This window comes from Pseudomonas sp. GW823-FHT04A03, from assembly GCF_058796615.1.
This window is the reverse complement of record NZ_JBXAIV010000003.1, coordinates 15,293-40,908: the sequence shown is the minus strand read 5'-3', so window position 1 is coordinate 40,908 and position 25,616 is coordinate 15,293. Positions and strand designations below refer to the sequence as shown.

General features: G+C 62.2%; 23 protein-coding genes. 13 read left to right on the top strand and 10 right to left on the bottom strand.

The features are described 5' to 3' along the window. Window positions 1–53 precede the first annotated feature (53 nt). Both AC1Q9F_RS09945 and AC1Q9F_RS09940 read right to left on the bottom strand, forming a co-directional pair. A complete protein-coding gene (locus AC1Q9F_RS09945) occupies window positions 54–458 on the bottom strand; it encodes an META domain-containing protein (RefSeq protein WP_007957769.1) in 405 nt (134 codons plus the stop codon). After that, window positions 458–892: a hypothetical protein gene (locus tag AC1Q9F_RS09940; RefSeq protein WP_007957770.1), complete on the bottom strand. Its 435-nt coding sequence runs from the start codon at window positions 890–892 to the stop codon at window positions 458–460. Before AC1Q9F_RS09940 ends, AC1Q9F_RS09945 begins: the two co-directional genes overlap by 1 nt. Window positions 893–1,025: 133 nt before the next feature. Between AC1Q9F_RS09940 and AC1Q9F_RS09935 the strand changes: the two genes are divergently transcribed. Next, complete coding sequence (locus AC1Q9F_RS09935; protein ID WP_492620002.1) at window positions 1,026–1,466, top strand: hypothetical protein; 441 nt, start codon at window positions 1,026–1,028, stop codon at window positions 1,464–1,466. 10 nt (window positions 1,467–1,476) lie between these two features. On the opposite strand, the gene AC1Q9F_RS09930 is transcribed toward AC1Q9F_RS09935, so the two are convergent. Beyond that, entirely contained in the window at window positions 1,477–2,466 is a 990-nt protein-coding gene (locus AC1Q9F_RS09930) for a 2-hydroxyacid dehydrogenase (RefSeq protein ID WP_492620003.1), read from the bottom strand. An 83-nt stretch (window positions 2,467–2,549) separates the two neighbouring features. Beyond that, a complete protein-coding gene (locus tag AC1Q9F_RS09925) occupies window positions 2,550–5,303 on the bottom strand; it encodes a response regulator (protein WP_492620004.1) in 2,754 nt (917 codons plus the stop codon). Window positions 5,304–5,519: 216 nt separating this feature from the next. On the opposite strand from AC1Q9F_RS09925, the gene AC1Q9F_RS09920 reads away from it, so the two are divergent. The 7 genes from AC1Q9F_RS09920 to AC1Q9F_RS09890 all read left to right on the top strand — a co-directional run bounded on the left by AC1Q9F_RS09920 (window position 5,520) and on the right by AC1Q9F_RS09890 (window position 13,851). Beyond that, on the top strand, window positions 5,520–6,242 hold the full coding sequence (locus AC1Q9F_RS09920; RefSeq protein WP_207983671.1) for a response regulator transcription factor: 723 nt from the start codon (window positions 5,520–5,522) through the stop codon (window positions 6,240–6,242). After that, window positions 6,229–7,653, top strand: coding sequence for a histidine kinase sensor domain-containing protein (locus AC1Q9F_RS09915; RefSeq protein WP_492620005.1), 1,425 nt, complete (start codon window positions 6,229–6,231; stop codon window positions 7,651–7,653). The genes AC1Q9F_RS09920 and AC1Q9F_RS09915 overlap by 14 nt, the downstream gene beginning before the upstream one ends. Before the next feature lie 170 nt (window positions 7,654–7,823). Beyond that, window positions 7,824–8,726 carry a cysteine synthase CysM gene (gene cysM, locus AC1Q9F_RS09910; protein ID WP_045121847.1) on the top strand — a complete coding sequence of 301 codons (903 nt, stop codon included), beginning with the start codon at window positions 7,824–7,826 and terminating at the stop codon, window positions 8,724–8,726. Further along, window positions 8,726–10,111, top strand: a complete 1,386-nt coding sequence (gene rlmD / locus AC1Q9F_RS09905; RefSeq protein ID WP_492620006.1) for a 23S rRNA (uracil(1939)-C(5))-methyltransferase RlmD — start codon at window positions 8,726–8,728, stop codon at window positions 10,109–10,111. The genes cysM and rlmD overlap by 1 nt, the downstream gene beginning before the upstream one ends. Window positions 10,112–10,199: 88 nt before the next feature. Next, window positions 10,200–12,443, top strand: a complete 2,244-nt coding sequence (gene relA, locus AC1Q9F_RS09900; protein WP_007957789.1) for a GTP diphosphokinase — start codon at window positions 10,200–10,202, stop codon at window positions 12,441–12,443. Window positions 12,444–12,448: 5 nt separating this feature from the next. Continuing rightward, window positions 12,449–13,282, top strand: coding sequence for a nucleoside triphosphate pyrophosphohydrolase (mazG, locus tag AC1Q9F_RS09895; protein ID WP_492620023.1), 834 nt, complete (start codon window positions 12,449–12,451; stop codon window positions 13,280–13,282). A gap of 26 nt (window positions 13,283–13,308) precedes the next feature. After that, window positions 13,309–13,851, top strand: a complete 543-nt coding sequence (locus tag AC1Q9F_RS09890; RefSeq protein WP_007957793.1) for a DUF2058 domain-containing protein — start codon at window positions 13,309–13,311, stop codon at window positions 13,849–13,851. 89 nt (window positions 13,852–13,940) lie between these two features. Here AC1Q9F_RS09890 and AC1Q9F_RS09885 read toward each other — a convergent pair whose 3' ends face one another. The 6 genes from AC1Q9F_RS09885 to AC1Q9F_RS09860 all read right to left on the bottom strand — a co-directional run bounded on the left by AC1Q9F_RS09885 (window position 13,941) and on the right by AC1Q9F_RS09860 (window position 21,355). Next, window positions 13,941–14,129 (bottom strand): hypothetical protein, encoded by a 189-nt coding sequence (locus AC1Q9F_RS09885; RefSeq protein ID WP_007957795.1) that lies wholly within the window; start codon window positions 14,127–14,129, stop codon window positions 13,941–13,943. 276 nt (window positions 14,130–14,405) lie between these two features. After that, the gene (gene fabB / locus AC1Q9F_RS09880; RefSeq protein WP_007957797.1) at window positions 14,406–15,626 is read right to left on the bottom strand and encodes a beta-ketoacyl-ACP synthase I; all 1,221 of its coding nucleotides are present in this window, start codon (window positions 15,624–15,626) and stop codon (window positions 14,406–14,408) included. Between the two features lie 11 nt (window positions 15,627–15,637). Continuing rightward, window positions 15,638–16,153, bottom strand: a complete 516-nt coding sequence (gene fabA / locus AC1Q9F_RS09875) for a 3-hydroxyacyl-[acyl-carrier-protein] dehydratase FabA (protein ID WP_003227150.1) — start codon at window positions 16,151–16,153, stop codon at window positions 15,638–15,640. A gap of 247 nt (window positions 16,154–16,400) precedes the next feature. Next, a complete protein-coding gene (locus tag AC1Q9F_RS09870; RefSeq protein WP_207983668.1) occupies window positions 16,401–18,302 on the bottom strand; it encodes an ATP-binding protein in 1,902 nt (633 codons plus the stop codon). Continuing rightward, window positions 18,299–19,231: an ABC transporter substrate-binding protein gene (locus AC1Q9F_RS09865; RefSeq protein ID WP_492620007.1), complete on the bottom strand. Its 933-nt coding sequence runs from the start codon at window positions 19,229–19,231 to the stop codon at window positions 18,299–18,301. Before AC1Q9F_RS09865 ends, AC1Q9F_RS09870 begins: the two co-directional genes overlap by 4 nt. After that, window positions 19,232–21,355, bottom strand: a complete 2,124-nt coding sequence (locus tag AC1Q9F_RS09860) for a TonB-dependent receptor plug domain-containing protein (RefSeq protein ID WP_492620008.1) — start codon at window positions 21,353–21,355, stop codon at window positions 19,232–19,234. 196 nt (window positions 21,356–21,551) lie between these two features. Here AC1Q9F_RS09860 and AC1Q9F_RS09855 point away from each other — a divergent pair, with 196 nt between their 5' ends. The 5 genes from AC1Q9F_RS09855 to AC1Q9F_RS09835 all read left to right on the top strand — a co-directional run bounded on the left by AC1Q9F_RS09855 (window position 21,552) and on the right by AC1Q9F_RS09835 (window position 25,605). Further along, on the top strand, window positions 21,552–22,577 hold the full coding sequence (locus AC1Q9F_RS09855) for an NAD(P)H-dependent glycerol-3-phosphate dehydrogenase (RefSeq protein WP_007957803.1): 1,026 nt from the start codon (window positions 21,552–21,554) through the stop codon (window positions 22,575–22,577). 18 nt (window positions 22,578–22,595) lie between these two features. Then, entirely contained in the window at window positions 22,596–22,943 is a 348-nt protein-coding gene (locus AC1Q9F_RS09850; RefSeq protein ID WP_115078878.1) for a DUF4389 domain-containing protein, read from the top strand. After that, window positions 22,940–23,392 (top strand): phosphohistidine phosphatase SixA, encoded by a 453-nt coding sequence (gene sixA / locus AC1Q9F_RS09845; RefSeq protein ID WP_492620009.1) that lies wholly within the window; start codon window positions 22,940–22,942, stop codon window positions 23,390–23,392. Before AC1Q9F_RS09850 ends, sixA begins: the two co-directional genes overlap by 4 nt. Before the next feature lie 82 nt (window positions 23,393–23,474). Continuing rightward, on the top strand, window positions 23,475–25,130 hold the full coding sequence (locus AC1Q9F_RS09840; RefSeq protein ID WP_492620010.1) for an AMP-binding protein: 1,656 nt from the start codon (window positions 23,475–23,477) through the stop codon (window positions 25,128–25,130). A 31-nt stretch (window positions 25,131–25,161) separates the two neighbouring features. After that, entirely contained in the window at window positions 25,162–25,605 is a 444-nt protein-coding gene (locus AC1Q9F_RS09835) for a hotdog fold thioesterase (RefSeq protein ID WP_007957810.1), read from the top strand. The last annotated feature ends 11 nt before the right edge of the window (window positions 25,606–25,616 follow it).

Below are 25,616 nucleotides of genomic sequence, written 5' to 3'. Positions count from 1 at the left end.
GCTGATCATTCCCACGCGGGAGCGCGGGAATGATCGAGGGGCGATCTAGAGGATCAGCCTTCTTCCAGCCACCAGCGCAACGGCTTGCCTTCAGCCGGCCAGAAGCGCATCTGCTCGATCGGCGAGATGTCCCAGCGTTCCACGTGTTCCAGGGCCTGGAGGAAGCGTTGCTCCTGCTCCATCAGCGCTGGTGCGCAGAGCTTGCGGGTCTTGCCGATCTTGCCGAAGCTCAGCTTGTCGCCTTCCAGGGTGTACGGCGCGAACCAATGGTTGCAGCCGCCATTGCCATACGCCCGGCCATCATCGCCCAGGGTCACGGTCAGGTGGCTGTAGTCCATCAGCGGACGCTCGCCGATCCATTCCAAAATGTAGCTGCGGTTCTGTTGCAGTTGCACAGGCTCCGCGGCGCAACCCATCAGGCCGGCGCCGACAGCGGCGGTCAGGGCCAGGTGTTTCATCACGCCGGCTCCTGGCATTTCGGGCACAGGTGCTTGTCGCCGACGGCTTTCCAGCCCAGCTCCGCAATACGTGCGGTGGCGGCCGGTTTTTCCGCAGGCTTGCCCAGCTTGGCGTCCACGGCGAATTCGAAGCTCAGCTCCTTGGCGCAGCTGTCGCAGTTGACCTGCCAGGTGTGGATCGCCAGTTCACCGAACACCGGGCCGGTGGTCATGGCAGTCCATTGACCCGGCGGGTTGATCAGGTGGCGGACGGTGTCGACGGTCAGGCGCATGGACAAGTCCTTGCTGCCTTTGAGGGTCACGACCAGTACGTCGCCGATGCGGATCGAGCCACCGTTGCCGGTGACCTGATAACGGCCCGGAACCAGGGCGCGGCATTCGGTGAGGGTGTGTTGCGGGTTCATCAGGGTGTAGCGGAAATCGTGTTCGACCATGGGTCCTCCAAATATGCGCGACATGCTAGCACGGGCTTGATTGCAGAATGATGCGCGCGTGCGACCTTCGATCCGGTTCAAATCGACACCACAGTCGTGGCAAACTGCCGCCTTCATTTTCAAGGAACGGAACATGGCGCTGATCGAATGTTATGAATGCAAGCGGAGCATCAGCTCAGAAGCCACGGCGTGCATTCATTGCGGTGCTCCGCTGGCCGATGCACAGGCTCCTCAAGCCGAAAAAGGCGCGTCGACGATTTCCTTTGGCAGCCTGCCGCGTAACAAGGCCGTGCCCGAGGCCTTCGTTCCGCCGCCGGCTCCCGAGCGGCCGAAGATCATGCCGGCCGCTGCGGGGCGCCGCCGTCGTTCGCAGCCTGCCGAGCCGGTGTTGAACCCGGACGGTTCGCGCCCGGTGGAAGGCTGGCTGAAGATCATGGCGTTTCTGATGCCGCTGGTGTTTGTCTGGTTCCTGCTGCGCAGCGGCCACTCCTTCAAGCAACGTTTGCTGGGGTTCGGCTGGCTGGCGCTGTTGATCCTGTGCGTGGCGATTACCCCGACGCCGCCCCCGGTCTGAGTCCGATCGCTCAGCCTTCGACCTGGTTCTGCGGCATACCTGCCGCCCAGGTCGCGATGTTGTGCAAGGTGGTCGCGGCAATCGCGCCCAGCGCCTCATGGGTCAGGAATGCCTGATGCGCGGTGACGATCACATTCGGGAACGTCAGCAGCCGCGCCAGCACGTCGTCCTGTAGCGGCAGGTCGGAGCGGTCCTCGAAAAACAGCTGCGCCTCCTCTTCATACACATCCAGTCCCAGATAACCGAGTTGGCCGTCCTTCAGGGCGTCGATCAGCGCCGGCGTGTCCACCAGACCGCCGCGCCCGGTGTTGATCAGCATCGCCCCCGGTTGCATGTGCGCCAGCGAATCGCGGTTGATCAGGTGTTTGCTCTGTTCGTTGAGCGGGCAGTGCAGGCTGATGATCCGTGCTTGCGTCAGCAGGTCCGGCAGGCTCAGGTAGCGCGCGCCTAACGCTTCGACGGCAGGGTTCGGATAAGGGTCGTAGGCCAGCAGTTCGCAGCCGAAGCCATGCATGATTTTCGCGAAGGTCGCGCCGATCTGCCCGGTGCCGACGATGCCGACCGTTTTGCCCACCAGATCGAAGCCGGTGAGCCCGTGCAGGCTGAAATCGCCTTCGCGGGTGCGGTTGTAGGCGCGATGCAAGCGGCGGTTGAGGGCGAGGATCAACGCCACCGCATGCTCGGCCACCGCGTGGGGCGAGTAGGCCGGTACGCGCACGACGGCCAGCCCAAGACGCTTGGCGACGGCCAGGTCCACATGGTTGTAGCCGGCCGAACGCAAGGCGATCAGGCGTGTGCCGCCCGCAGCCAGACGCTCCAGCACCGGGGCGCTCAGGTCATCGTTGATGAACGCGCAGACCACTTCGTGATGTTCGGCCAGCGCTGCGGTATCGAGGCTGAGCCGGGCTGACTGGAAGTGCAGTTCGATCCCGTCCGGGCAGTCGGCGGCGAGGAAGCTGTCGCGGTCGTAGGTCTGGCTGCTGAAAACGATCGTGCGCATGAAATCCTCCTGGAGCATCGACGCGGGCGCAAATCACCCGCGACAACTTTAGCTGCGTCGGCGTTGACCGGCATTGCCGTGGATCAGGCGCTGATCTTCGCCTGGGCCGCCAGACGATTGATCGCCCGTTCCAGCTCGTCCAGAGCGGTCGAGGCCTTGGGGTCCTGCTGCTTGAGCAGGGTTTCGCTGCGCTGGCAGGCGGCGCGCAATTGCGGCACACCGCAGTAACGGGTGGCGCCGTGCAGACGATGCACCCGTTCGAGCAGACTGTTCTGATCCTGATTGTCGCGGGCGGTGCGAATGGCTTCGCGGTCGGCCTCGAGGGAGGCCAGCAGCATCGCCAGCATGTCCGCCGCCAGATCCGCCTTGCCGGCAGCCAGGCGCAGACCTTCTTCGTGATCGAGAATCGGCAGTTCCTGATTGCCCAGCAGACTTTCGCCGCCACGGTCCGGCGCCTGATTGCGCAACGCCAGGCCGGTCCACTTCAGCACCACCTGCGCCAGTTGCCGCTCGCTGATCGGTTTGGTCAGGTAGTCGTCCATGCCGCTTTGCAGCAGCGCGCGTTTTTCATTGGCCATGGCGTGTGCGGTGAGGGCAACAATCGGCAGCGGCGTGCAATGCCGCTCGCTTTCCCACTGGCGAATGGTTTCGGTGCTCTGGCGTCCGTCCATGCCGGGCATCTGCACGTCCATCAGCACCAGATCGAAGGTTTCGTTCTGCACCGCCTTTACCGCGGCATAACCGCTTTCCACGGCCAGCACCTTGGCGCCCATGTCTTCGAGCAGCGTCTGCACCAGTAACAGGTTGGCCGGGTTGTCGTCGACGCACAGCACTTTCGGCGCGCGGCTCGACAACGGTTCGCCCGGTTCGCTGCGCGGCTGGCGCGGGTTGACCATGTCCGACAAGGCCCGGCGCAGTTTGCGGGTGCAGGCCGGTTTCGATTGCAGCTGACTGTGAGGGTTGGGCACCGAAAGGTGATACAGCGTCAGCTCGGTGGTCGGGCACAACACCAGCACCCGGCAACCGAGGTGCTCAAGGTCCCAGATGTGCTGGTTGAGGCGTTCCGGCGGCATGTCGTTGCTGGTGATGCCGAGCACGGCCAGATCGATGGCCTGATCGGTTTGATGAGCGCCGGTAACGCCATTGGTCAGGCTTTCCAGGGTATTGAACGGCGTGACATCGAGGCCGCAATCCTCCAGTTGATGCTGCAGGGCCTGACGCGCCAGTTCGTGATTTTCCAGCACCGCCACCCGGCGTCCGAGCAATGGCGCGGAAGGCAGGTCTTCGGCGTCGTCGCGGGTCTTGGGCAGGTTCAGGCTGATCCAGAATTCCGAGCCTTCGCCCGGCGTGCTGTCGACGCCGATTTCTCCGCCCATCTGTTCGATCAGGCGTTTGGAAATCACCAGCCCCAGGCCGGTACCGCCGGGTTGGCGCGACAGCGAATTGTCGGCCTGGCTGAACGCCTGGAACAACGCGCGCACGTCCTGGTTCGACAGGCCGATGCCGGTGTCCTGAATACTGATGCGCAACTGCACGCTGTCGTCGTTTTCTTCTTCGAGCATGGCGCGGGCGACGATGGTGCCTTCGCGGGTGAACTTGATCGCGTTGCTCACCAGATTCGTCAGGATCTGCTTGAGCCGTAGCGGATCACCGACCAGCGACAGCGGCGTGTCGCGGTACACCAGACTCACCAGTTCCAGCTGCTTGGCGTGGGCAGCGGGGGCGAGGATGGTCAGGGTGTCCTGCAACAGGTCGCGCAGGTTGAACGGAATGTGGTCGAGCACCAGTTTGCCGGCCTCGATCTTCGAGAAATCGAGGATCTCGTTGATGATCCCCAGCAGGCTGTCGGCGGACTTTTCGATGGTGCCCAGATAGTCGAGCTGGCGCGGGGTCAGCTCGCTTTTCTGCAACAGGTGGGTGAAACCGAGAATGCCGTTGAGCGGCGTGCGGATTTCATGGCTCATGTTGGCGAGGAATTCGGATTTGATCCGGCTCGCTTCCAGCGCTTCCTTGCGGGCCAGGTCCAACTCGATGTTCTGGATCTCGATGGTTTCCAGGTTCTGGCGCACGTCTTCGGTGGCCTGATCGACGCTGTGCTGCAATTCTTCGCGGGCGTTTTGCAGGGTGCCGGCCATGCGGTTGATACCGGACGCCAGTTCATCCAGCTCCTGACTGCCCAACGGTGGCAGGCGGGTTTCCAGGTGACCGTCCTTGAGCTGGGCGACGGCCTGTTTGATCTGGCTCAGCGGGCGGTTGATCGTGCGGCCCATGCGCAAGGCCAGCAGCGCGGCACCGGCCAGACCCGCACCGATCAGCAGCAGGCTGGCGAACAGGCTTCGATAGCCGCGCAACAACATGCCGTTGTGCGACAGCTCGAGTTCGACCCAGCCAAGCAGGCGGTCGGACTCTTGCGGGATCAGCTCGCCAGCGAGGTTGCGGTGTTTGCCGAAGACCGGCAGCAGATAGCGGGTGGCGTCGTTGCCGCTGCGTCGCAGCAAGTGCGCGCTGTCGCCGCTCGGCGCCTGATTGAGCATGGTCGGGCCGGCGTGGGCGAGGGGAATGCGGTCGGGCGCGAGGAACGTCACGGCGCGCACGTCCGGTTGTTCGAGAGACTGGGTGGCGATGCGCTCGAGCAGTTCGGCATCGCCGTGGCCCATGGCCGGTGCCACCAGCGGAGCCAGTTGCTCGGCGATCATTTCGCCGCGCTGCATCAGTTGGGTCTGCAGGTCGGACTGCTGCGTCCAAGTGAAATACCCGCCCAGCACCAGTGCCATCAGGCTGGTCGGCAACAGGGTCAGCAACAATACGCGACCTTTGATTCCCAGTTTCTTGAGCACGCCTTTCTCCTGCATCCCGCTGATCGTTGACTCACACGTGCGTCCGGCACGCGGTATCGGCGCAGTGTAGCGATTTGCTTGCGGGCAATCTTGGGAAAAATGATGTCGTCGTCCTTCGCTTGGGGAGCTGTCATCTGTCCGACAGGTCAAGCTTGGGTTGCCGGGCGCCGGGCAATCTTGAATAATCGCCCAACTGAGAATTATTTGCAGATAGTCATGACTCCTGTCTCTATTGGCCAACCCCGCATTCTTTCCATCGAAGACGATCCCGTTCTCGGTGCCTATGTCCATGAACAACTGGGCCGCAGTGGCTTCCAGGTCACCTGGTGCCAGAACGGCAGCGAAGGCCTGAGCATCGCCCGGCGCCAGCCGTTCGATGTGGTGTTGATGGACATTCTGTTGCCGGGGCTCGACGGTCTGAACGTCCTGACCCAACTGCGTCAGAGCCATTCAACGCCAGTGCTGTTGATGTCAGCCCTCGGTGCCGAAGCCGACCGCATCAGCGGGTTCCGCCTCGGCGCCGACGACTACCTGCCCAAACCCTTCAGCATGGCCGAGCTGCATGTGCGGATCGAAGCGATCCTGCGCCGGGTCGCCCTCGACCGTCGTCCGGCTGCCGTCACCCCGGTGGTGCCAGTCGGCGGGCTGCGTTTCGACGACGAGCAGTGCGACGTTTTCTACCTCGACCAGTCCGCCGGCCTGACCCGCAGCGAATACCGCCTGCTGGAAACCCTCAACCGCAACGACGAGGAAGTGCTGAGCAAGGCCTTCCTTTATCAGCACGTCCTGCAACGCGGTTATGCGGCCCACGACCGCAGCCTTGACATGCACATCAGCCAGATCCGCCGCAAACTCAAGTCGGTCGGCTACACCGAGCGGGAAGTGCGCACGGTGTGGGGCAAGGGTTACGTCCTGAGTGCCGTCGATGAAAGTGTCTGACCTGCCGGGCCGGCACTCGCTGTTCTGGAAACTCGCCTGCCTGCTGGTGGCGTTCTGTCTGCTGATGATCTGGCTGAGCTGGTCGTGGGGCCGGTATATGGAACAGCGCAATCAGTTCCTCTCCGACGACGCCCGTGGCACGCTGAGCCGTTATGCCGCCGAGGCCGAGCGCGCCTGGCAGCAGGGCGACCGCGATGGCATCGATAGCTGGTTGCAGAGCATGGAATTGCGCGAAGCCGGCTGGGTCGGCGTGATCGGCGGCAATCTGCAGTCGCTGGGCAGCCAGCCGTTGAACGCTCAGGAGCTTCAGCACCTGACCTTCCTGCGAGGCCTTGACTGGCCGATTCACAAAAAGGGCCGGCCGTGGCTGCGGGTCCCGTTCCCCACTGACCCGACTGCCGGCAGTCTGGTCATCGAGTTGCCCGAGCGATTCCTGCCGGGGAAATACCGGGTGTTCTGGCGGGTCATCACCAACGGAGTGATTCCCGGTCTGTTCACCTTGCTGCTGTGCGTCGGCCTGTATCGCCTGTTGGTGGTGCCGCTGAACAATCTGCGCGAGCAGGCCAACGCCTGGCGTGCCGATCAATTGAATGTGCGGTTGTCGAGTGGCATCACCCAGCGCCCCGATGAACTCGGCGAACTGGCCCGTGCCTTCGACTCGATGTCCGAACGCCTGCAATCCACCGTGGCCCTGCAACAGCAACTGCTGCGCGACCTTTCCCACGAACTGCGCACGCCTCTGAGCCGGTTGCGGGTCGCCAGCGAAAGCGAGCAGCAGCTGCAACCGTTGCGCGAGCGCATCGGTCGCGAAGTCGACGTGATGCAACGGCTGGTGGAGGACACCCTGCAACTGGCCTGGCTCGACACCGAGCGCGCACCGTTGCCGGACGAAGCGATCCAGATTCAGGCGCTGTGGGAAATGCTCACCGAAAACGCCTGCTACGAAAGCTGCTGCCCGGTCGGGCAGTTGCAATGTGGGGTAGAAGCTTCCTGCTGGGTACGCGGCAATCTCAATACTCTGGCCCAGGCGCTGGAAAACATTCTGCGCAATGCGATTCGCCATTCGCCACCGGGCGGCATCGTGCGGCTCGATGGTCGACGAGATGGCGATTACTGGCACCTGTGGCTGGAGGACGAGGGCGGCGGCGTGGACGAGGCGGATCTGGAACGGATCTTCTCGCCCTTCATTCGCCTCGACGGCTCGCGGCCGGGGGACGGTGGATTTGGTCTGGGACTGAGCATCGCGAGGAACGCGGTGCAACGCCAGGGCGGAAGCCTGTGGGCCGAGAACGGCCCGTCGGGGTTGCGACTGAATCTGCGGTTGGTGGCGGATGACAGTGCTGTCGCTCCCGATGCGTTTGCTGGCAAGTCGGCGCCAGCTGTGGACGTGAGTCGCCCGCAGATTGTTTGAGCTGCACAAGAAAGTGTCAGCGGCGCTGACACTATTTTAAAAGTCGCACCACTGGCGCGACTTTTATTGCTTATTCCAAGAAACCATAAGCACCACACTTTGCGTGATATGGCCTGCGCAGGTTTGCCGGTATGATAGGCGCCCCCGCTGTCCGGATTGCGAAAAACGCCATGACCTTGCAGTACCCAACCATCGCCGATTGCGTCGGCAACACGCCGCTGGTGCGTTTGCAGCGCCTGCCCGGTGTCACCAGCAACACCCTTTTGCTCAAGCTCGAAGGGAACAACCCGGCGGGTTCGGTCAAGGATCGTCCGGCGCTGTCGATGATCACCCGTGCCGAGTTGCGCGGGCAGATCCACGAAGGCGATACGCTGATCGAAGCGACCTCGGGCAACACCGGGATCGCCCTGGCGATGGCCGCCGCGATCAAGGGTTACAAGATGATCCTGATCATGCCGGACAACTCCAGTGCCGAACGTAAAGCGGCGATGACCGCTTACGGCGCAGAGCTGATTCTGGTCAGCCAGGAAGAGGGCATGGAAGGCGCTCGCGATCTCGCCCAGCGGATGGAAGCCGAAGGCCGTGGCAAGGTGCTGGATCAGTTCGCCAACGGCGACAATCCTGAAGCGCACTACACCACCACCGGCCCTGAAATCTGGCGTCAGACCCAGGGCTCCATCACCCATTTCGTCAGCTCCATGGGCACCACCGGCACCATCATGGGCGTGTCGCGTTACCTCAAGGAGCAGAACGACAACGTGCAGATCGTCGGCCTGCAACCGATGGAAGGTTCGGCCATTCCCGGCATTCGCCGCTGGCCGCAGGAATACCTGCCGAAGATCTATCAGGCCGAGCGCGTCGACCGTATCGTCGACATGGCGCAAAGCGAAGCCGAGGACGTCACCCGTCGTCTGGCCCGCGAAGAAGGCATCTTCTGCGGCGTGTCCTCGGGCGGTGCGGTGGCAGCGATGCTGCGCCTGTCCAAAGAAGTTGAAAACGCGGTGATCGTCGCGATCATCTGCGACCGTGGCGACCGTTACCTGTCGACCGGCATTTTCGACGCGCCCAACTGATGGCCAAGCACGAGAGAGGCCTGCGCTTCCAGCCCACCGGTGGCAGCAAGGCCCCGCAAATCCCGACCGGCAAAAAGCAGCGCTTGAGCATCGAGCGCCTGGCCAATGACGGTCGCGGCATCGCGTTTTTTGAAGGCAAAACCTGGTTCGTCCTCGGCGCCCTCGCCGGTGAAGAGGTCGAAGCCCGGGTGCTCGGTGCCCACGGCAAAGTGGTCGAGGCGCGCACCGAGCGCGTGTTCAGCGCCAGTGAATTGCGTCGTCCCGCGCCTTGCCAGCACGCCGGCCGTTGCGGCGGTTGCAGCGTTCAGCATCTGCCCCACAACGAACAGCTTGCCCTGAAACAGCGCATGCTCGCCGAGCAGTTGTCGCGAGTCGCCGGAGCCGAACCCGAGGAGTGGGCGGCGCCGTTGACCGGTCCCGAATTCGGCTACCGCCGCCGCGCCCGGATCGCCGTGCGCTGGGACAGCAAAGCCAAAAAGCTTGAAGTCGGTTTCCGTGCCGCCGGCAGCCAGGACATCGTCGCGATCAGCGAATGCCCGGTGCTGGTACAGCCCTTGCAGCCGATCATGACCCGCTTGCCGGAGATGCTTCGCCGCTTGAGCAAACCTCAGGCGCTGGGGCATGTCGAATTGTTCAGTGGCTCGTCACTCGCCGTTCTGCTGCGTCACATGGCGCCGCTGTCCGAAGCCGATCTGACGATCCTCAAGGATTTCTGCGCGTTCCATGAAGCGCAGCTCTGGCTGCATGGCGAAGGCGAACCGCAGCCAGTGGATGATGCACAGTCGCTCGGTTACCGCCTGGAACAATGGGACCTGCAATTGGCTTACCGGCCGGGGGATTTCATCCAGGTCAACGCCGGGGTGAACGAGGCCATGGTGGCGCAAGCGCTGGACTGGTTGAAACCGACAAGCGATGAGCGCGTGCTCGACCTGTTTTGCGGTCTGGGCAACTTCGCCTTGCCGCTGGCGAAAGCCGCGCGTGAAGTGGTGGCGGTCGAAGGCGTGCAGACCATGGTCGATCGCGCGGCGGCGAATGCCGCCAGCAACAATTTGCATAACACAAAGTTTTTTCAGGCCGATTTATCCCAGCCTTTGACCGATGCTCAGTGGATCGGAAACGGCTTTTCTGCGGTACTCTTGGACCCACCGCGCGACGGTGCTTTCGAGGTGGTGCGCAAGTTGGCGACCCTGGGCGCCGAACGGTTGGTGTACGTGTCGTGCAACCCTGCAACTCTGGCGCGCGATACGGTCGAATTGATCAAGCAGGGCTACCGGTTAAAACGTGCCGGGATTCTCGATATGTTTCCTCAGACGGCACATGTCGAGGCCATGGCGTTATTTGAAGCGAGCCAGGATGGCTCGTCTGATCCGACTGGTCGTCCGTAACGCTCGCATTGGCCCCGCGAGCGCGAACGGGCATTGAAGGTCAGTGATTTGACGCATTGAATCTGCGTCGTAGGGAAGGTAAAGCAAGATGGTACAGGTGAGAGCACACCAGCCGATCAACACTGACGGCAGTATCAATCTCGAGGCTTGGCTCGATCATGCGGTCAGTGTCGATCTGGCACTGGATCGCGAAGCCTTGAAAGAGGCCTGCGAGTACGCTCGCCAGGCCGAGCAACAGTCCAATGCGGCGAAGAATCTCTGGTCCGAAGGCAGCGGCAGTTTCAGCACCGGCCTCGAGATCGCCGAGATCCTTGCCGACCTCAAGCTCGATCAGGATTCGCTGGTGGCTGCGGTTCTCTATCGCGGCGTGCGCGAAGGCCAGATCGAACTCGCGGCAGTCAGCCAGCGCTTCGGCCCGGTGGTCGCCAAACTGATCGACGGCGTGCTGCGCATGGCGGCAATCAGTGCCAGCCTCAGCCCTCGCCAGTCGATGGTGCTCGGCACCCAGGGCCAGGTGGAAAACCTGCGCAAGATGCTGGTGGCGATGGTCGACGACGTGCGTGTCGCGCTGATCAAACTCGCCGAACGCACCTGCGCGATCCGCGCGGTGAAAACCGCCGACGACGAAAAACGTAACCGGGTCGCCCGGGAAGTGTTCGACATCTATGCGCCGCTCGCGCATCGACTCGGCATCGGTCATATCAAATGGGAACTGGAGGACTTGTCCTTCCGTTACCTGGAACCCGATCAATACAAACAGATCGCCAAGCTGTTGCACGAGCGGCGGCTCGACCGCGAGCGTTTCATCGCCGACGTGATGACCCAGCTCAAGGACGAATTGCAGGCCACCGGCGTCGAAGCCGACATCAGCGGTCGGGCCAAACACATCTATTCGATCTGGCGCAAAATGCAGCGCAAGGGTCTGGAGTTCAGCCAGATCTACGACGTGCGTGCGGTGCGCGTGCTGGTGCCGGAAATGCGCGACTGCTACACCGCGCTCGGTATCGTCCACACTCTGTGGCGGCACATCCCGAAAGAGTTCGACGACTATATCGCCAACCCGAAAGAGAACGGCTACCGCTCGCTGCACACAGCGGTAATCGGCCCGGAAGGCAAGGTGCTGGAAGTCCAGATCCGGACCCATTCGATGCACGAAGAGGCCGAGCTCGGCGTCTGTGCGCACTGGCGCTACAAGGGCACCGACGTCAAGTCCGGCTCGAACCATTACGAAGAGAAAATCTCCTGGCTGCGTCAGGTCCTCGAGTGGCACGAAGAGTTGGGCGACATCGGTGGTCTGGCCGAACAGTTGCGGGTCGATATCGAGCCGGACCGGGTCTACATCTTCACCCCGGACGGTCACGCCATCGACTTGCCGAAAGGCGCGACGCCGCTGGACTTCGCCTACCGCGTGCACACCGAAATCGGTCACAACTGCCGTGGCGCGAAGATCAACGGGCGCATCGTCCCGCTGAACTACAGCCTGCAGACCGGCGAGCAGGTCGAGATCATCACCAGCAAGCACGGCACTCCGAGCCGCGACTGGCTGAACCCGAACCTCGGTTACGTCACCACGTCCCGGGCGCGGGCGAAGATCGTGCACTGGTTCAAGTTGCAGGCGCGCGACCAGAACGTCGCGGCGGGCAAGACCCTGCTGGAGCGCGAACTCAATCGCCTCGGCCTGCCGGCGGTGGATTTCGACAAGCTGGCCGACAAGGCCAACATGAAAACCGCCGAAGACATGTTCGCCGCCCTCGGCGCCGGCGACCTGCGTCTGGCGCAACTGGTCAACCTCGCACAACAACTGGTCGAGCCGGAACGCGGCAACGAACAGCTGGAACTGATTCCGCGCAAGGCGACCGGCTACAAACCGGGCAAGCGCGGCGACATTCAGATCCAGGGCGTCGGCAACCTGATGACCCAGATGGCTGGCTGCTGCCAGCCGTTGCCGGGCGATGCGATCGTCGGTTACATCACCCAGGGCCGTGGCGTGAGCATCCACCGCCAGGACTGCGCCTCGGTGCTGCAACTGGCCGGGCGCGAGCCGGAGCGGATCATCCAGGTCAGCTGGGGCCCGGTGCCGGTGCTCACCTATCCGGTGGACATCGTCATCCGCGCCTACGACCGTTCCGGTTTGCTGCGTGACGTTTCACAGGTGCTGCTCAACGAGCGGATCAACGTGCTGGCGGTCAACACCCGCTCGAACAAGGAGGACAACACCGCGCTGATGTCCCTGACCATCGAGATCCCGGGTCTGGACGCGCTGGGGCGGTTGCTGGGGCGGATTTCCCAGTTGCCGAACATCATCGAAACGCGGCGTAACCGGACTCCATGAAACCGATCTACAGCCTTGAAGACTTGTTGCACCTGATGAACCGTCTGCGCGATCCGCAGTACGGTTGCCCGTGGGACATCAAGCAGACTTACGCGACCATCGTCCCGCACACCCTTGAAGAGGTCTACGAAGTCGCCGACGCCATCGAGCGCGGCGACTTCGACCACCTACAGGGCGAGTTGGGCGATCTGCTGTTTCAGGTGGTGTATTACAGCCAGCTGGCGCGGGAAGAAGGGCGGTTCGAGTTTGCCGGTGTGGTCGACAGCATCACCCGCAAACTGATCCGTCGTCATCCGCACGTGTTCCCCACCGGCGATCTGTATGCGCCGCTGGACGTGCCGCGTCTGAACGAAGAGCAGGTCAAGCAGCGCTGGGAGGAGATCAAGGCCGAGGAGCGCGCCGAGAAATCCGCCGAGCCGCAGCAACTGTCACTGCTCGACGATGTGCCGGCTGCGTTGCCGGCACTGTCCCGCTCGGCCAAGTTGCAAAAGCGTGCCGGGCAGGTCGGTTTCGACTGGCCGGATGCGTTGCCGGTGCTGGACAAGGTCCGTGAAGAACTCGATGAAGTGCTCGAAGCCATGTCCGAAAATGACCCGCAAGCGGTGGCCGACGAGATCGGCGATCTACTGTTTTCCGTGGTCAATCTGGCCCGGCATCTGAAGGTCGATCCGGAAACCGCGTTGCGTGGCGCCAACGGCAAGTTCGAACGACGTTTCCGTTTTATCGAACAGGCATTGCGCGACACCCACCGACCCATAGAAGATTGCACCCTCGAAGAGTTGGACGCCCTGTGGGGCGAAGCCAAACGTCAGGAAAAGAATTTGCCCAGCTGCGGCTGAGCCGTTGCCTAAGTGAGTAAGCATCAATGAGCCTTTCCCTTCGCGACCAGTTGCTCAAAGCAGGGCTGGTCAACCAAAAGCAGGCCAAGCAGGTCAGCAAAGACAAACAGAAACAACAGCGCCTGGCCCACAAAGGCCAGATCGAACTGGACGACTCCCAGCAGCGTGCTGCCCAGGAAGCCCAGGCCGAGAAGGTCAAACGCGACCAGGAGCTGAACCGTCAGCAGCAGGAGAAGGCGGAAGCCAAGGCCCGCGCTGCGCAGGTCAAGCAGTTGATCGAAGTCTCGCGTCTGCCGAAGCTGACCACCGAGGACTACTACAACTTCGTCGACGACAAGAAGGTCAAGCGCATCTCCGTCAACACGCTGATGCGCAACAAGCTCAGCAGCGGTTCGCTGGCGATCGTGCACCATGCCGGCGGTTACGAAGTGATCCCTCGTGAGGCGGCCCTGAAGATTCAGGAGCGCGATCCACAGCGCATCGTCCAGCTCAACGAGAAGGTCGAAGAGGTCAATGCCGAGGACGATCCGTACGCGGCCTATGTGATCCCTGATGATCTGATGTGGTAAAGATTTCACCGGGCCGCAAAGTGGCCCTGGGATAAACGACAAACCCCGCTCATGGCGGGGTTTGTCGTTTTCAATGCTGTGGTTTTGATTCAGGCGGATTTCAGATCCCGCTGGCGTTCTTGCAGTTCCAGTTCGGCCTTGTAATTGTGGGCGTCGATCTCGTTGTGGAACATGCCGACCAGCAAGTCTTGTTGATGCACATCCCAGATCCGTACGCCGGCGGCTACGCCTTCATGGGACATGTGTGAATCGTCGCGTTCAGTTACTTTTACAGTCATCTGCTAGCTCCAATCTCTGTTATCTGCAGCAAGGCGTGTGCAGGACTCTTTTATAGATTTTGTTAGCCTGCTAAGTAAACGCCCGATTTGTGCAATGTATTCTTGCGAAATCTGCAACAGCGCTGGAGCCCGCTGAATCCGCGACATTCAGTCGCAGGGCGGTAAGTTGCATGACAAACGTTTCATCTTGGCACCGCTGAAAATGCCTTTCTCCAGGCGAAAAAAAACGCCCCGAACCAGTCGGGGCGTTTTCATGTGCGGCTCAGCGGAAGGGAATTACTTGCCTTCCCAGCGCTTCAGCACGAGGGTGGCGTTGGTGCCACCGAAGCCGAAGCTGTTGCTCATCACGGTGTTGATGGTGGCGTTTTCGCGGGTCTTGGTCAGCACCGGCAGATCGGCCACTTCAGGGTCCAGTTCGTCGATGTTGGCGGAACCGGCGATGAAGTTGCCTTCCATCATCAGCATGCAGTAGATCGCTTCGTGAACGCCGGCGGCGCCCAGGGAGTGACCCGACAGGCTCTTGGTGGAGCTGATGGCCGGGGCCTTGTCGCCGAACACTTCACGCACGCCTTTCATTTCCGCGACGTCACCGACCGGAGTCGAAGTGCCGTGGGTGTTCAGGTAGTCGATCGGGGTGTCGACGGTGGACAGCGCCTGCTGCATGCAGCGGATTGCGCCTTCGCCGCTTGGAGCCACCATGTCGTAGCCGTCGGACGTTGCGCCGTAGCCAACGATTTCTGCATAGATCTTCGCGCCACGGGCCAGAGCGTGTTCCAGCTCCTCGACCACGACCATGCCGCCACCACCGGCGATGACGAAACCGTCACGGTCGGCGTCGTAGGCGCGGGAGGCTTGTTCCGGGGTGTCGTTACGCTTGCTGGACAGGGCGCCCATTGCGTCGAACAGGAACGACTGGCTCCAGTGCTCTTCTTCACCGCCACCGGCGAACACGATGTCCTGTTTGCCCATCTGGATCTGTTCCATGGCGGTACCGATGCAGTGAGCACTGGTGGCGCAGGCAGAAGCGATGGAGTAGTTCAGGCCCTTGATCTTGAATGGAGTGGCCAGGCAAGCCGAAACGGTGCTGCTCATGGTCCGCGTTACACGGTATGGGCCGACGCGCTTGACGCCTTTCTCGCGCAGGATGTCCAGCGCTTCCATCTGGTTCAGGGTCGACGCGCCGCCGGAACCTGCGATCAGGCCGGTACGCGGGTTGGACACCTGCTCTTCGGTCAGACCGGAGTCAGCGATGGCGTCTTTCATGGCCAGGTAGGCGTAAGCCGCTGCGTGGCCGACGAAGCGATAGATCTTGCGATCGATCAGCTCTTCAAGGTTGAGGTCGATGGAGCCGGAAACCTGGCTACGCAGACCCATTTCGGCATATTCCGGGTTGAACCGGATGCCAGGGCGGCTTGCACGCAGGTTAGCGGAGACGGTCTCTTTGTCATTGCCCAGGCACGAAACGATGCCCAGACCAGTGATAACGACGCGGCGCATGCGAATAACCCTTAGAAGTTGTCAGTGGAGGTGAACACGCCGACGCGAAGGCCTTCGGCGGTGTAGATTTCGCGACCGTCGACAGTCACCGAACCGTCGGCAATGGCCAGGTTCAGCTTGCCCTTGAGGACGCGCTTGATATGAATGTTGTAGGTGACTTTCTTGGCGGTCGGCAGGACCTGGCCGAAGAATTTCACTTCGCCCGAACCCAGCGCACGGCCACGGCCCGGCAGGCCTTGCCAGCCCAGGAAGAAACCGACCAGTTGCCACATGGCGTCCAGACCCAGGCAGCCCGGCATCACCGGATCGCCTTCGAAGTGGCACGCGAAGAACCACAGGTCAGGGTTGATATCCAGCTCGGCGACCAATTCACCTTTGCCGTACTTGCCGCCTTCTTCGCTGATCAGGGTGATGCGATCCACCATCAGCATGTTCGGGGCGGGCAGTTGCGCGTTACCTGGGCCGAACAGCTCACCGCGACTGCAGCGCAGCAGGTCTTCCCGAGTAAAGGCGTTTTGTTTGGTCATGCGAGCTCCTCAATAATCCCATGCGGCAGGTGGGGCAAATCTTCCCGGCCGATCGACGCGTTCATGCCTCGTACCGGCAGCCTACTCATAGACTATTGCGTTGTGGTGAAAGTCACAGCACCAAGGACATGAATGTACACTTGTGCACTGAAATTTTTATTCAAGCCCCTTTTGAGGCCCGTTCGGGTGCCTAAGACTGCCGCACTTTCGCTTTTCACGCCAGTCACAGATGGTCGAAAGGGCCTTGTTACTGCACCCAGCGCTGCAGAATCTGCTGCAGATCATTGCGTTTGAATGGCTTGGCCAGGTAATCGTTCATCCCCGCCGACAGGCAGTTTTCGCGGTCGCCCTGCAACGCATTGGCGGTCAGGGCGATGATTGGCACATGGCCGCAGCCCGGCAGACGGCGGATCTGTCGGGTCGCCTCGTAACCGTCGATGAGTGGCAGGCGGCAATCCATCAGGATCGCTTCGAAACGGCTGTCCCCGGCGCTGCGTACCGCCTGCACGCCATCGGTGGCGACGCTGACGGTAAAGCCCAGGCTGCGCAACATGGCTTCGATCACCGTCTGGTTGACCGGGTTGTCCTCCACCAGCAGCACGTTGCGCCCTTCGCCATGACTGTCGCCGTTCAGCGTGCGCGGTGCCGCCAGCGCGGGCAGTGCCTGCTTATATAAAGCCAGTGGTATTTCCAGGGTGAATACCGATCCGCGACCTTCTTCGCTCTGAGCGCGCAAGGTGCCGCCCATGCGCTCGGCGAGGGTGCGGGCAATCGGCAGGCCCAGGCCGGTGCCGCCATAACGACGGGAAATCGAACTGTCGGCCTGCTGGAACGCGTTGAACATCAGCTCCAGGCTCTCCGGCGAAATACCGATGCCGCTGTCACGCACCGCGCAGGTGAACCACAGCAATTCGTGATCCAGCGATTGCCACTGCGCCTCGATGCTGACGCGCCCCTGTTCGGTGAACTTCAGCGCATTGCCGACCAGGTTCACCAGAATCTGCCGGATCCGCGTCGGATCGCCCTGTACCTGCAAGTCGCGCATGTCTTCGGGGATTCGCAGTTGCAGGGCCAGCCCGCGTTGCGCCGCACTGTGCTGGAACGACTGGGCGCAGGCGCCGATCACTTCGGCGAGGTTGAACGGAATGTGCTCCAGCTCCAGTTCCGAACGCTCGATGCGCGAGAAATCCAGAATGTCGTTGATCACCTTGAGCAAATGCTCGGTGGACTCGGAAGCCAGCGCCGCGTACTCGACCTGCTCCTCGGTCATTTCGGTGGTTTCGAGCAATTGCAGCATGCCCAGCACGCCGTTCATCGGAGTGCGCAGTTCATGGCTCATCATCGCCAGGAAATCCGATTTGGCGTTGTTGGCCTTTTCCGCCTCTTCGCGGGTCTGGATCAGTTGCGCCATCGCCTGGTGCTGTTCGCGGCTGGCCTGTTCCAGCGCCTGGGCCAGGTTGTTGATGTGCTGGGACAGGGCGCCCAGCTCGGTGTCATCGACAATCGGCAGCGGCGTCTTGTAATCGCCGTCCTGAATCGCCTTGACCGCATTGCCGATGTCGCGGATCGGCTGCGAAAGGCTGCCGGCCAGTCGCCGCGCCAGCACAAAAGTGAAGAGCAGGGCGAACAACGCCAGAATTCCCGCCTTGAGCAAAATTTCCTGTTGGCGCTGACTGAAGGCATCGTTGGACAGACCGACGATCACCCGACCCAGATAATCCTCGCTAGCAACGCCGGGATTGCTCTTGCCGTCCTGAAAGAAATCGTTGTGCAGGGCGATGCGTTGCAGCCGCACCGGCGCCTGGAACACTTCAACCTGATGCGGGCGATTGTGCGCATCCGCCGGCTGTTCGACGTAAGCGAGAATCCGGTTGGCGCTGTCCTGCACTTCCAGAAACCGTACGTTTGGCGTGGCCAGCGTGGCTTTGAGCAGGCTTTCCAGGACTTCGTTGTTGCCGGAAATCACCCCGTACTCGGTGGCCGGTGCGAGCTGGTTGGCGATCAACTGGCCGGTGTGGTTCAACTCCTGACGCAAATCCTGAATGCGCACGAAGGTGAAAAAGCTGATCAGCAGCAAGGTCAGCAACAGCGCAGGGCCCAGGCTGATCAACTGGGTGCGGGTGTTGATGTCCCAACGGCGGAAAATCATGGGCGGCGCTCTCCTTCGGCCAGCTCTGCGGCGACAGACGCTTCATTCATCGGTTCTATCCCTAAGGAACGAGCCACCTGCGCATTACTTGAGACTTTAAAACGCCCGGGGTAGAGCGTGCGCGGCCAGATGGCCGGTGACCGGTCCAGCAGATCGTCGAGGACGGCCAGCCAGTCGTTCTGATCGCTGTAGGTACTGGCCAGGCTGCCGGCGCGGACGAAAGCGACATTCGGGCCGACCAGCGCCAGTTGCCGAGAGTAACTGCTGAGCAACAGGTTCTTCGCGGTTTTCGGGTTGTACAGGTCGGGGTCGTCGAGGCCCAGCAGCACATCGCTGTTTTTCAGCACGGTCTGCAAAGGTCGGCTGTCGTGGGTGTTGTCCCAGCGCTGCGGGACGATTTGCAGATTCAGCGGCTGGGCGGCCGATTGCAGCTCCTTGAGCAGGAACTCGCTGTGCTGATCGAACAGCACGCCGACGCGCCCGGCCTGGGGCAGGATCCGGCGGATCAGTTGCAACTGACGACTCAGCGGCGGATCGGCCCACAGCAGGCTCAAGTGGGGTGGTTGCGCATCGCCGAAGCGTTGCCGGGCTTGCAGGCGGCTAATGCGCAGAACCAACGTCGCCGGGCCCTGGCTTTCCTGCATGCGCCAGTCGAGGCTCGGCAGGTCCAGCAGAATCAGGCGCAGGCTCGACGGCAACTTGCCTGGCGCCGGCAGGCTGGCCAGCGGCTGGAAATGTACGCGGTCGGTCGGGCGCAGTTCGCTCAGGGCCTGAACGAAAGACTGCACGCCGGGGCTTTCCTCGGCTCCGGTCAGCAGAATGTCGGCCGCCTGCACCGCCACGCCATGCAGCCACGCTGTCAGGAACAGACAAAGCCCGGCCAGCCATTGGCCGAGTGTTGGCATCTTCCGTGACATGGCGTAACGCATCTAGAACTCCAGCTCGGCGCTGAAATACACCACGCGGCGTTCGTCGTAATTGTTGTCGACGAAGGTGGTCGGCTCATGATCGAGCCGCTGTTGCAGCACGCCGGCCAGTTGCAGTTGGGCCTTGCCCAGGGCGATGCGTTTGGCGATGCGCGTGTCGACCCGCTCGAAGCGGTAACCGTTGAGCGCGTTGTCACCGTAGTAGAAGAGGGCGCTGTTCCAGCCGTGGCCCCAATCGCGCAGCCAGCCGGCCGAGCCGCTGTTGCGCGCGGTGAATTGCTGGTCCAGCGGGTTGCTCGCCTCGGCGTCGACGAAGGCGTAGGTCAGGCGCAGGCGGTCGGCCGCACTCAGGCGCCAGTCCAGTTGCGTCTCGGTGCCGCGAAAGCGCGAATCGTTGGCGTTGCTGGCGATGTACTGATTGTTGCGCAGCGGCTCGCTGATCATCCCGGTGATTTCGTCGTAGAACAGCTTCACGTCCAGCGCCAGGCCCCATTCCGGGAAAAAGCCGTTGTAGCCCAGTTCCCGCGAGCGCATGTGTTCCTGGTCCAGATCGCCGGGGCCCCGGGTCTTGACGAAGTAGCGGGCCGAAGACTGGCCATAGGCGGCGGGCCGCAGGTTGGTCACCTGATAACTCCAGTTGACGTTGTTCTCGAACATGTCCGGCGAACGGATGGCTTCCGAATACACCGCGCGCAGGCTGTGGCGCGGGTTGAACAGGTAGTTGACCGCAAATCGGGGCGTCAGCGAGCTGCCGATCAATTGCGTGTCTTCGAACATGGCGCCGCCCTGCAACAGCCAGTGTTCGCTGGCGCGCCATTCCAGCTGGCCGAAGGCGCGCCAGGTGGTGTCGTCCAGCGTGCCGTTGAAATAGGTCTCGGAATCGGCCCGGTCGTAACGATAGTTCAGGCCGCTGACCAGACGCAGGCTATCGGACAGGCTGAGGGTGTCCTGCAACTCCAGGTCGTAACGCGATTCCCGCGCACTCTGGTCGATGTCGCCGCACAAGGTCTGGCGCGCGCCGTTGCGCCACTGGTCCAGCACCTGATTGGCCAGGGTCATTTCCTGCGGCGTGCCGGCGGGTGCGCCGGGGCCGGTGAACAGGGTCATGTTGCGTGCGAGGCGTTCGGTGTAGTTCGGGTTGAGCTGCCACAGCTCCGTCAATTGCGGGCTGAACGACACTTCGGCGTCGCAGGCACGCCAGGTCTGCTGGCGATCCCAGTGTTGCGCAGAACCCTGCACATAAAGGCTGTGATCGGGATTGAGGTCGAGGTTCCAGCGCACCGAGCCGGCGTAGTCCTTGGCAATCACGTCGGAATTGTTCCCGGCAGCGGTAATCCCGGAGAACACCGGACGGTAGGTATACGGGCGTTGATTGGTCCCGTCCTTGGCGTTGATCTGCCAGTCCAGGCTCTGGTTGTCGCTCAAGGTCTGGCTGACGGCGAGGCTGAAGCGGTTCAAGCGGCGGTTGTCGCGGTAATCGGCGCCGGTACGGTCGCTGTCGAAGCCGTCGTCTTCCTGACCGGACAGCGACAGACGCAAATCGCCGCCATTCCAGCCGGTGCTCTGACTGGCGTAGAAGTCATTGATGCCGCGCTGGCCGCGCGTCATCTTCAGCCGTGTGCCGTGGCTGTCCGCCGGGTTGCGGGTGATGATGTTGACCACCGCCATCAGCGCGTTGGCGCCGTAGCTGACGGTGTTCGGGCCGCGAAAGACTTCGATGCGTTCGATGTCTTCCATGGCCACCGGGATGTCGCTCCAGTCCACGGTCGCGAGACCGGCGCGGTACACCGAGCGGCCGTCGATCAGCACTTGCATGCGCCGGGCTTCAGTGGCGTTGGTCCCGTGATAATTCACCACTGCCTGATTGCCGCTGATGTTGCCGACCATCATCCCCGGCACCAGGCGCAGCAATTCGCTGATGTCCCGGGCGCCGCTGGCGGCAATCAGTTCGCTGTCGAGCACGGTCATGCTGCCGGGGACTTCCGCCGGCGACTGTTTCAATCGCGTGGCGGTCAGGATCTGCGGCAAGGCCTCACTGTCGACAAACAGGTCGTCCGCCAGCAGCACCGGGCTGAACAGCAGCGCCAGCAGCAGGGACGAACGCGGGGAGAGGGGGCCAGAAAACACGACGCAGCCTTGATAGCAAAGAATTGGCGCGCATGTTAACCGAGGTCGACGACTTTTCCAGTCACGTTGCAGGCATTTTCCTCGGTTTTATTGGTCTTCTTCCTACAAGTGCGGGTAATTGACGGCGGGGCTGTCCGAGAAGGGGACGCTCCGTATAATGCCGGCATCGCCACTGGTATGGATTAACGGATTACATATGACTGAACAGCGCCCGATTGCGGTCCTGGGAGGCGGAAGTTTCGGTACCGCCGTGGCCAATCTGTTGGCCGAGAACGGCCATCAAGTCCGGCAGTGGATGCGTGACCCCGAGCAGGCCGAGGCCATCCGGGTCAATCGCGAGAACCCGCGTTACCTCAAAGGCATCAAGATTCTGCCGGGCGTGACTGCGGTCACCGACCTGCAGGAAACCCTCGACGCCTGCGATTTGTGTTTCGTCGCGTTGCCGTCTAGCGCGCTGCGCACGGTGTTGGCGGCGCACGCCGAACGCCTGAGCGGCAAGATGCTGGTCAGCCTGACCAAGGGCATCGAAGCCCACACCTTCAAACTGATGAGCCAGATTCTCGAAGAGATCGCCCCGCAGGCGCGCATTGGCGTGCTGTCCGGGCCGAACCTCGCGCGGGAAATCGCCGAGCACGCGCTGACCGCCACCGTGGTCGCCAGCGAAGACGAAGAACTCTGCAAAGCCGTGCAGGCCGCATTGCATGGCCGCACTTTCCGCGTCTACGCCAGCGCCGACCGTTTCGGCGTTGAACTGGGCGGGGCCCTGAAAAACGTCTACGCGATCATCGCCGGCATGGCGGTGGCGCTGGAGATGGGCGAGAACACCAAGAGCATGCTGATCACCCGCGCCCTGGCCGAGATGACCCGGTTTGCGGTGAATCAAGGCGCCAACCCCATGACCTTCCTCGGTCTGGCCGGGGTCGGCGATCTGATCGTTACCTGCTCGTCGCCGAAAAGCCGCAACTACCAGGTCGGTTTTGCCCTCGGCCAGGGCCTGAGCCTTGACGAAGCGGTGTCGCGCCTCGGTGAAGTGGCCGAAGGGGTCAACACCCTGAAAGTGCTCAAGGCCAAGTCCCAGGACGTCGGTGTGTACATGCCGCTGGTCGCCGGATTGCATGCAATCCTGTTTGAAGGGCGCACGCTTGAGCAGGTGATCGGTCTTCTGATGAGAGGCGAGCCGAAAACCGACGTCGACTTTATTTCCACCAGTGGTTTCAACTGATTCAGCAGGGAGCAGGGCATGAACGATCCGAAAACCGAAGCCAAATATGAATCCATCCTCCTGCGGGTGTTGTGGATGATCATCTACGTGCTGGTCTGGCAGGTAGCGCAGTTCATCCTCGGCGCGGTGGTGCTGGTGCAGTTGATCTATCGTTTGATCTATGGCGCCCCGAGCGCCAGCCTGATGAATTTCGGCGATAGCCTGAGCCAGTTTCTGGCACAGATCGGTCGTTTCGGCAGCTTCCACAGCGACCAGAAACCCTGGCCGTTCGCCGACTGGCCGACGCCGCGTACTCCGGAAGGTGAAGCGCCACACGTTGTCGCGCCGGCACCGCATCCGGCCCGGGATGAGGAACCCAAGCTATGAAACTCTGGGTATTGCGTCACGGTGAGGCCGAGCCCTACGGCTCGCGCCCCGACTCCGAGCGAGAACTGACCGCCCACGGTCGCAAGGAAGTGTTGAGCAGTGCGGCCCGCTTGATGGGCCAGCCGCTCACCGCCATCTACGCCAGCCCGTACCTGCGGGCGCAGCAGACGGCGCAACTGGTGCGCGAGGCGCTGGGCTTCGAGCCGGAGATCCGCACAGTCGAGTGGCTGACCCCGGAAGTTGACCCGGACCGCGTGGCCGAGCAACTGGTGTCGGTGAGCAACGTCCTGTTGGTCAGCCATAACCCGCTGGTGGGCAATCTGCTCAGCTACCTGCAACACGGTGCGGGCTACCCACCGGAAAAGGTCAGCACCGCCGGGCTCGCCGAGCTCGAACACAGCGAGTTGATGATCGGTTCGATGACGCTCAACAGCCTTAAACATCCCTGAAATTTTTTGTACGAAATAGTCAACCAAGCACTTGCTTGGTTGGCTACGCTTGCTCCAGACCAAAAAACAGGAGCGAGTCGAAATGTCTTCCGCCTTCCGTTTGCCGCTGGACGTGTTTTACGAACGCGAGGCCCGTCACCCGCGTCAGCGTTTTCTGGTGCAGCCGATCGGCGGCGGGCAGGTCGAGACGCTGACCTGGGCCGACGTCGGCCATCAGGCCCGCTGCGCCGCGCACTGGCTGCGATCCCGGGAATTGCCGCAAGGCAGCCACATCGCCCTGATCTCGAAAAACTGCGCGCACTGGATCATCGCCGACCTGGCGATCTGGATGGCGGGGCATGTCTCGGTGCCGCTCTATCCGAACCTCACCGCCGAATCCGTGAATCAGGTGCTCACCCACTCGGAAAGCGTGTTGGCGTTCATCGGCAAGCTCGATGACTGGCCGGGTATGTCGCCAGGTGTGCCGGCGGGCCTGACCACCGTCAGCTTGCCGCTGCATCCGCCGGGCACGTTCGATTTCAACTGGGACGATGTGCAGCGCAGCTCGCCGATCCAGGACGATCCGCGTCCCGCTGCCGAGCAACTGGCGACGATCATTTACACCTCCGGCACCACCGGCCTGCCCAAGGGCGTGATGCACAGTTTTGCCAACCTCGGGTTCGCGACGACGCGTGGCACGCAACTGTTCGGTCTCAATGAGCACGACCGGCTGCTGTCGTATCTGCCGCTGTGTCATGTGGCCGAGCGGATGTTCGTCGAACTGGCGTCGATCTACACCGGGCAGACGGTGTTTTTCGCAGAGAGCCTCGACACCTTTCTCGCCGATCTCAAGCGGGCGCGGCCGACAGCGATGTTCGGTGTGCCGCGGATCTGGACCAAGTTCCAGATGGGCGTCTACAGCAAGATCCCGGCGAAACGCCTGGACTTCCTGCTCGATCTGCCCTTCATCGGCAAGCGGATCGGCCACAAGGTGTTGGCCGGGTTGGGGCTGGATGCCTTGCGCGTGGCTTTGTCCGGTGCGGCGCCGGTGCCGCTGACCTTGTTGCGCTGGTATCAGCAACTCGGGCTCGACGTGCTGGAGGTCTACGGCATGACCGAAAGCTGCGGCTACTCGCACATTTGCCTGCCGGGGCAATACAAGGAAGGCTGGATCGGCCGGCCGTGTCCTGACGTGGAAGTGCGCATCGATGAGTCCGGCGAAGTGCAGGTGCGCAGCCAGGCGAACATGCTTGGTTACTTCAAGGAGCCGCAGAAAACCGCCGAGACCCTCACCGAAGACGGTTTCCTGCGCACCGGCGACAAGGGCGAGCAGGACGCCGAAGGGCGTTTGCGCCTGACCGGACGGCTCAAGGAAATCTTCAAGACCAGCAAGGGCAAATACGTCGCCCCGGCGCCGATCGAAAATCGTCTGGCGGTGCATTCGCGGATCGAGCAGGTCTGCGTGGTCGGCGATGGTCTGAGTGCGCCGCTGGGTTTGTGTGTGCTGTCGGCCGTGGGCCGGGAAGAGGCCCGCGCGCCGCTGCATTCGAGCCTGGAAAAACTGCTGGAGGAGGTCAACGCCGTCCTCGACAAGCACGAGCGCCTGCGCCGGCTGGTGGTGGTCAAGGACAGTTGGGCGGTGGAGAACGGCTTCCTCACGCCGACTTTGAAGATCAAACGCAACATCATCGAAGACACCTACGGGGCACGTTTCGAAGAATGGAGCGAGCGCAGTGAGGCGGTGCTGTGGCAGGATTGAGCGTCGATCAAAACAACAAAGGAAGCCTGCGATGACCTTGTGGCGCACCACTCCGAACATCGAGCAGTTGAACGCAATCCAGAAAAACACCATCGGCGAAGTGCTGGACATCCGCTTCGAGTCCTTCGACGAAGAATCGCTGACGGCCAGCATGGTCATCGACCATCGCACCCATCAGCCTTACGGCCTGCTGCACGGCGGCGCCTCGGTGGTGCTGGCCGAGACCGTCGGCTCGATGGCCAGTTACCTGTGCATCGACGCCAGCAAGTTCTATTGCGTGGGCCTGGAAATCAACGCCAACCACTTGCGCGGCCTGCGCAGTGGACGGGTGACGGCGGTGGCCAAACCGATCCACATCGGCCGCACCACCCACGTCTGGGACATTCGCCTGACCAGCGATGAAGGCAAGGCCAGTTGTGTGTCGCGCCTGACCATGGCGGTGGTGCCGCTGGGAGAACAACCGCCGGCGCGTTGATGGCTGAAGCG

Bases quoted from the DNA above. Each gene is read 5' to 3' on its own strand.
- AC1Q9F_RS09915 (WP_492620005.1), top strand. From the start codon at position 6,229: ATGAAAGTGTCTGACCTGCCGGGCCGGCACTCGCTGTTCTGGAAACTC.
- AC1Q9F_RS09935 (WP_492620002.1), top strand. From the start codon at position 1,026: ATGGCGCTGATCGAATGTTATGAATGCAAGCGGAGCATCAGCTCAGAA.
- cysM (WP_045121847.1), top strand. From the start codon at position 7,824: ATGACCTTGCAGTACCCAACCATCGCCGATTGCGTCGGCAACACGCCG.
- AC1Q9F_RS09840 (WP_492620010.1), top strand. From the start codon at position 23,475: ATGTCTTCCGCCTTCCGTTTGCCGCTGGACGTGTTTTACGAACGCGAG.
- AC1Q9F_RS09855 (WP_007957803.1), top strand. From the start codon at position 21,552: ATGACTGAACAGCGCCCGATTGCGGTCCTGGGAGGCGGAAGTTTCGGT.
- sixA (WP_492620009.1), top strand. From the start codon at position 22,940: ATGAAACTCTGGGTATTGCGTCACGGTGAGGCCGAGCCCTACGGCTCG.
- relA (WP_007957789.1), top strand. From the start codon at position 10,200: ATGGTACAGGTGAGAGCACACCAGCCGATCAACACTGACGGCAGTATC.
- AC1Q9F_RS09885 (WP_007957795.1), bottom strand. From the start codon at position 14,129: ATGACTGTAAAAGTAACTGAACGCGACGATTCACACATGTCCCATGAA.
- AC1Q9F_RS09865 (WP_492620007.1), bottom strand. From the start codon at position 19,231: ATGCGTTACGCCATGTCACGGAAGATGCCAACACTCGGCCAATGGCTG.
- rlmD (WP_492620006.1), top strand. From the start codon at position 8,726: ATGGCCAAGCACGAGAGAGGCCTGCGCTTCCAGCCCACCGGTGGCAGC.
- AC1Q9F_RS09870 (WP_207983668.1), bottom strand. From the start codon at position 18,302: ATGATTTTCCGCCGTTGGGACATCAACACCCGCACCCAGTTGATCAGC.
- AC1Q9F_RS09890 (WP_007957793.1), top strand. From the start codon at position 13,309: ATGAGCCTTTCCCTTCGCGACCAGTTGCTCAAAGCAGGGCTGGTCAAC.
- AC1Q9F_RS09940 (WP_007957770.1), bottom strand. From the start codon at position 892: ATGGTCGAACACGATTTCCGCTACACCCTGATGAACCCGCAACACACC.
- AC1Q9F_RS09835 (WP_007957810.1), top strand. From the start codon at position 25,162: ATGACCTTGTGGCGCACCACTCCGAACATCGAGCAGTTGAACGCAATC.
- fabB (WP_007957797.1), bottom strand. From the start codon at position 15,626: ATGCGCCGCGTCGTTATCACTGGTCTGGGCATCGTTTCGTGCCTGGGC.
- AC1Q9F_RS09945 (WP_007957769.1), bottom strand. From the start codon at position 458: ATGAAACACCTGGCCCTGACCGCCGCTGTCGGCGCCGGCCTGATGGGT.
- AC1Q9F_RS09920 (WP_207983671.1), top strand. From the start codon at position 5,520: ATGACTCCTGTCTCTATTGGCCAACCCCGCATTCTTTCCATCGAAGAC.
- fabA (WP_003227150.1), bottom strand. From the start codon at position 16,153: ATGACCAAACAAAACGCCTTTACTCGGGAAGACCTGCTGCGCTGCAGT.
- AC1Q9F_RS09850 (WP_115078878.1), top strand. From the start codon at position 22,596: ATGAACGATCCGAAAACCGAAGCCAAATATGAATCCATCCTCCTGCGG.
- AC1Q9F_RS09930 (WP_492620003.1), bottom strand. From the start codon at position 2,466: ATGCGCACGATCGTTTTCAGCAGCCAGACCTACGACCGCGACAGCTTC.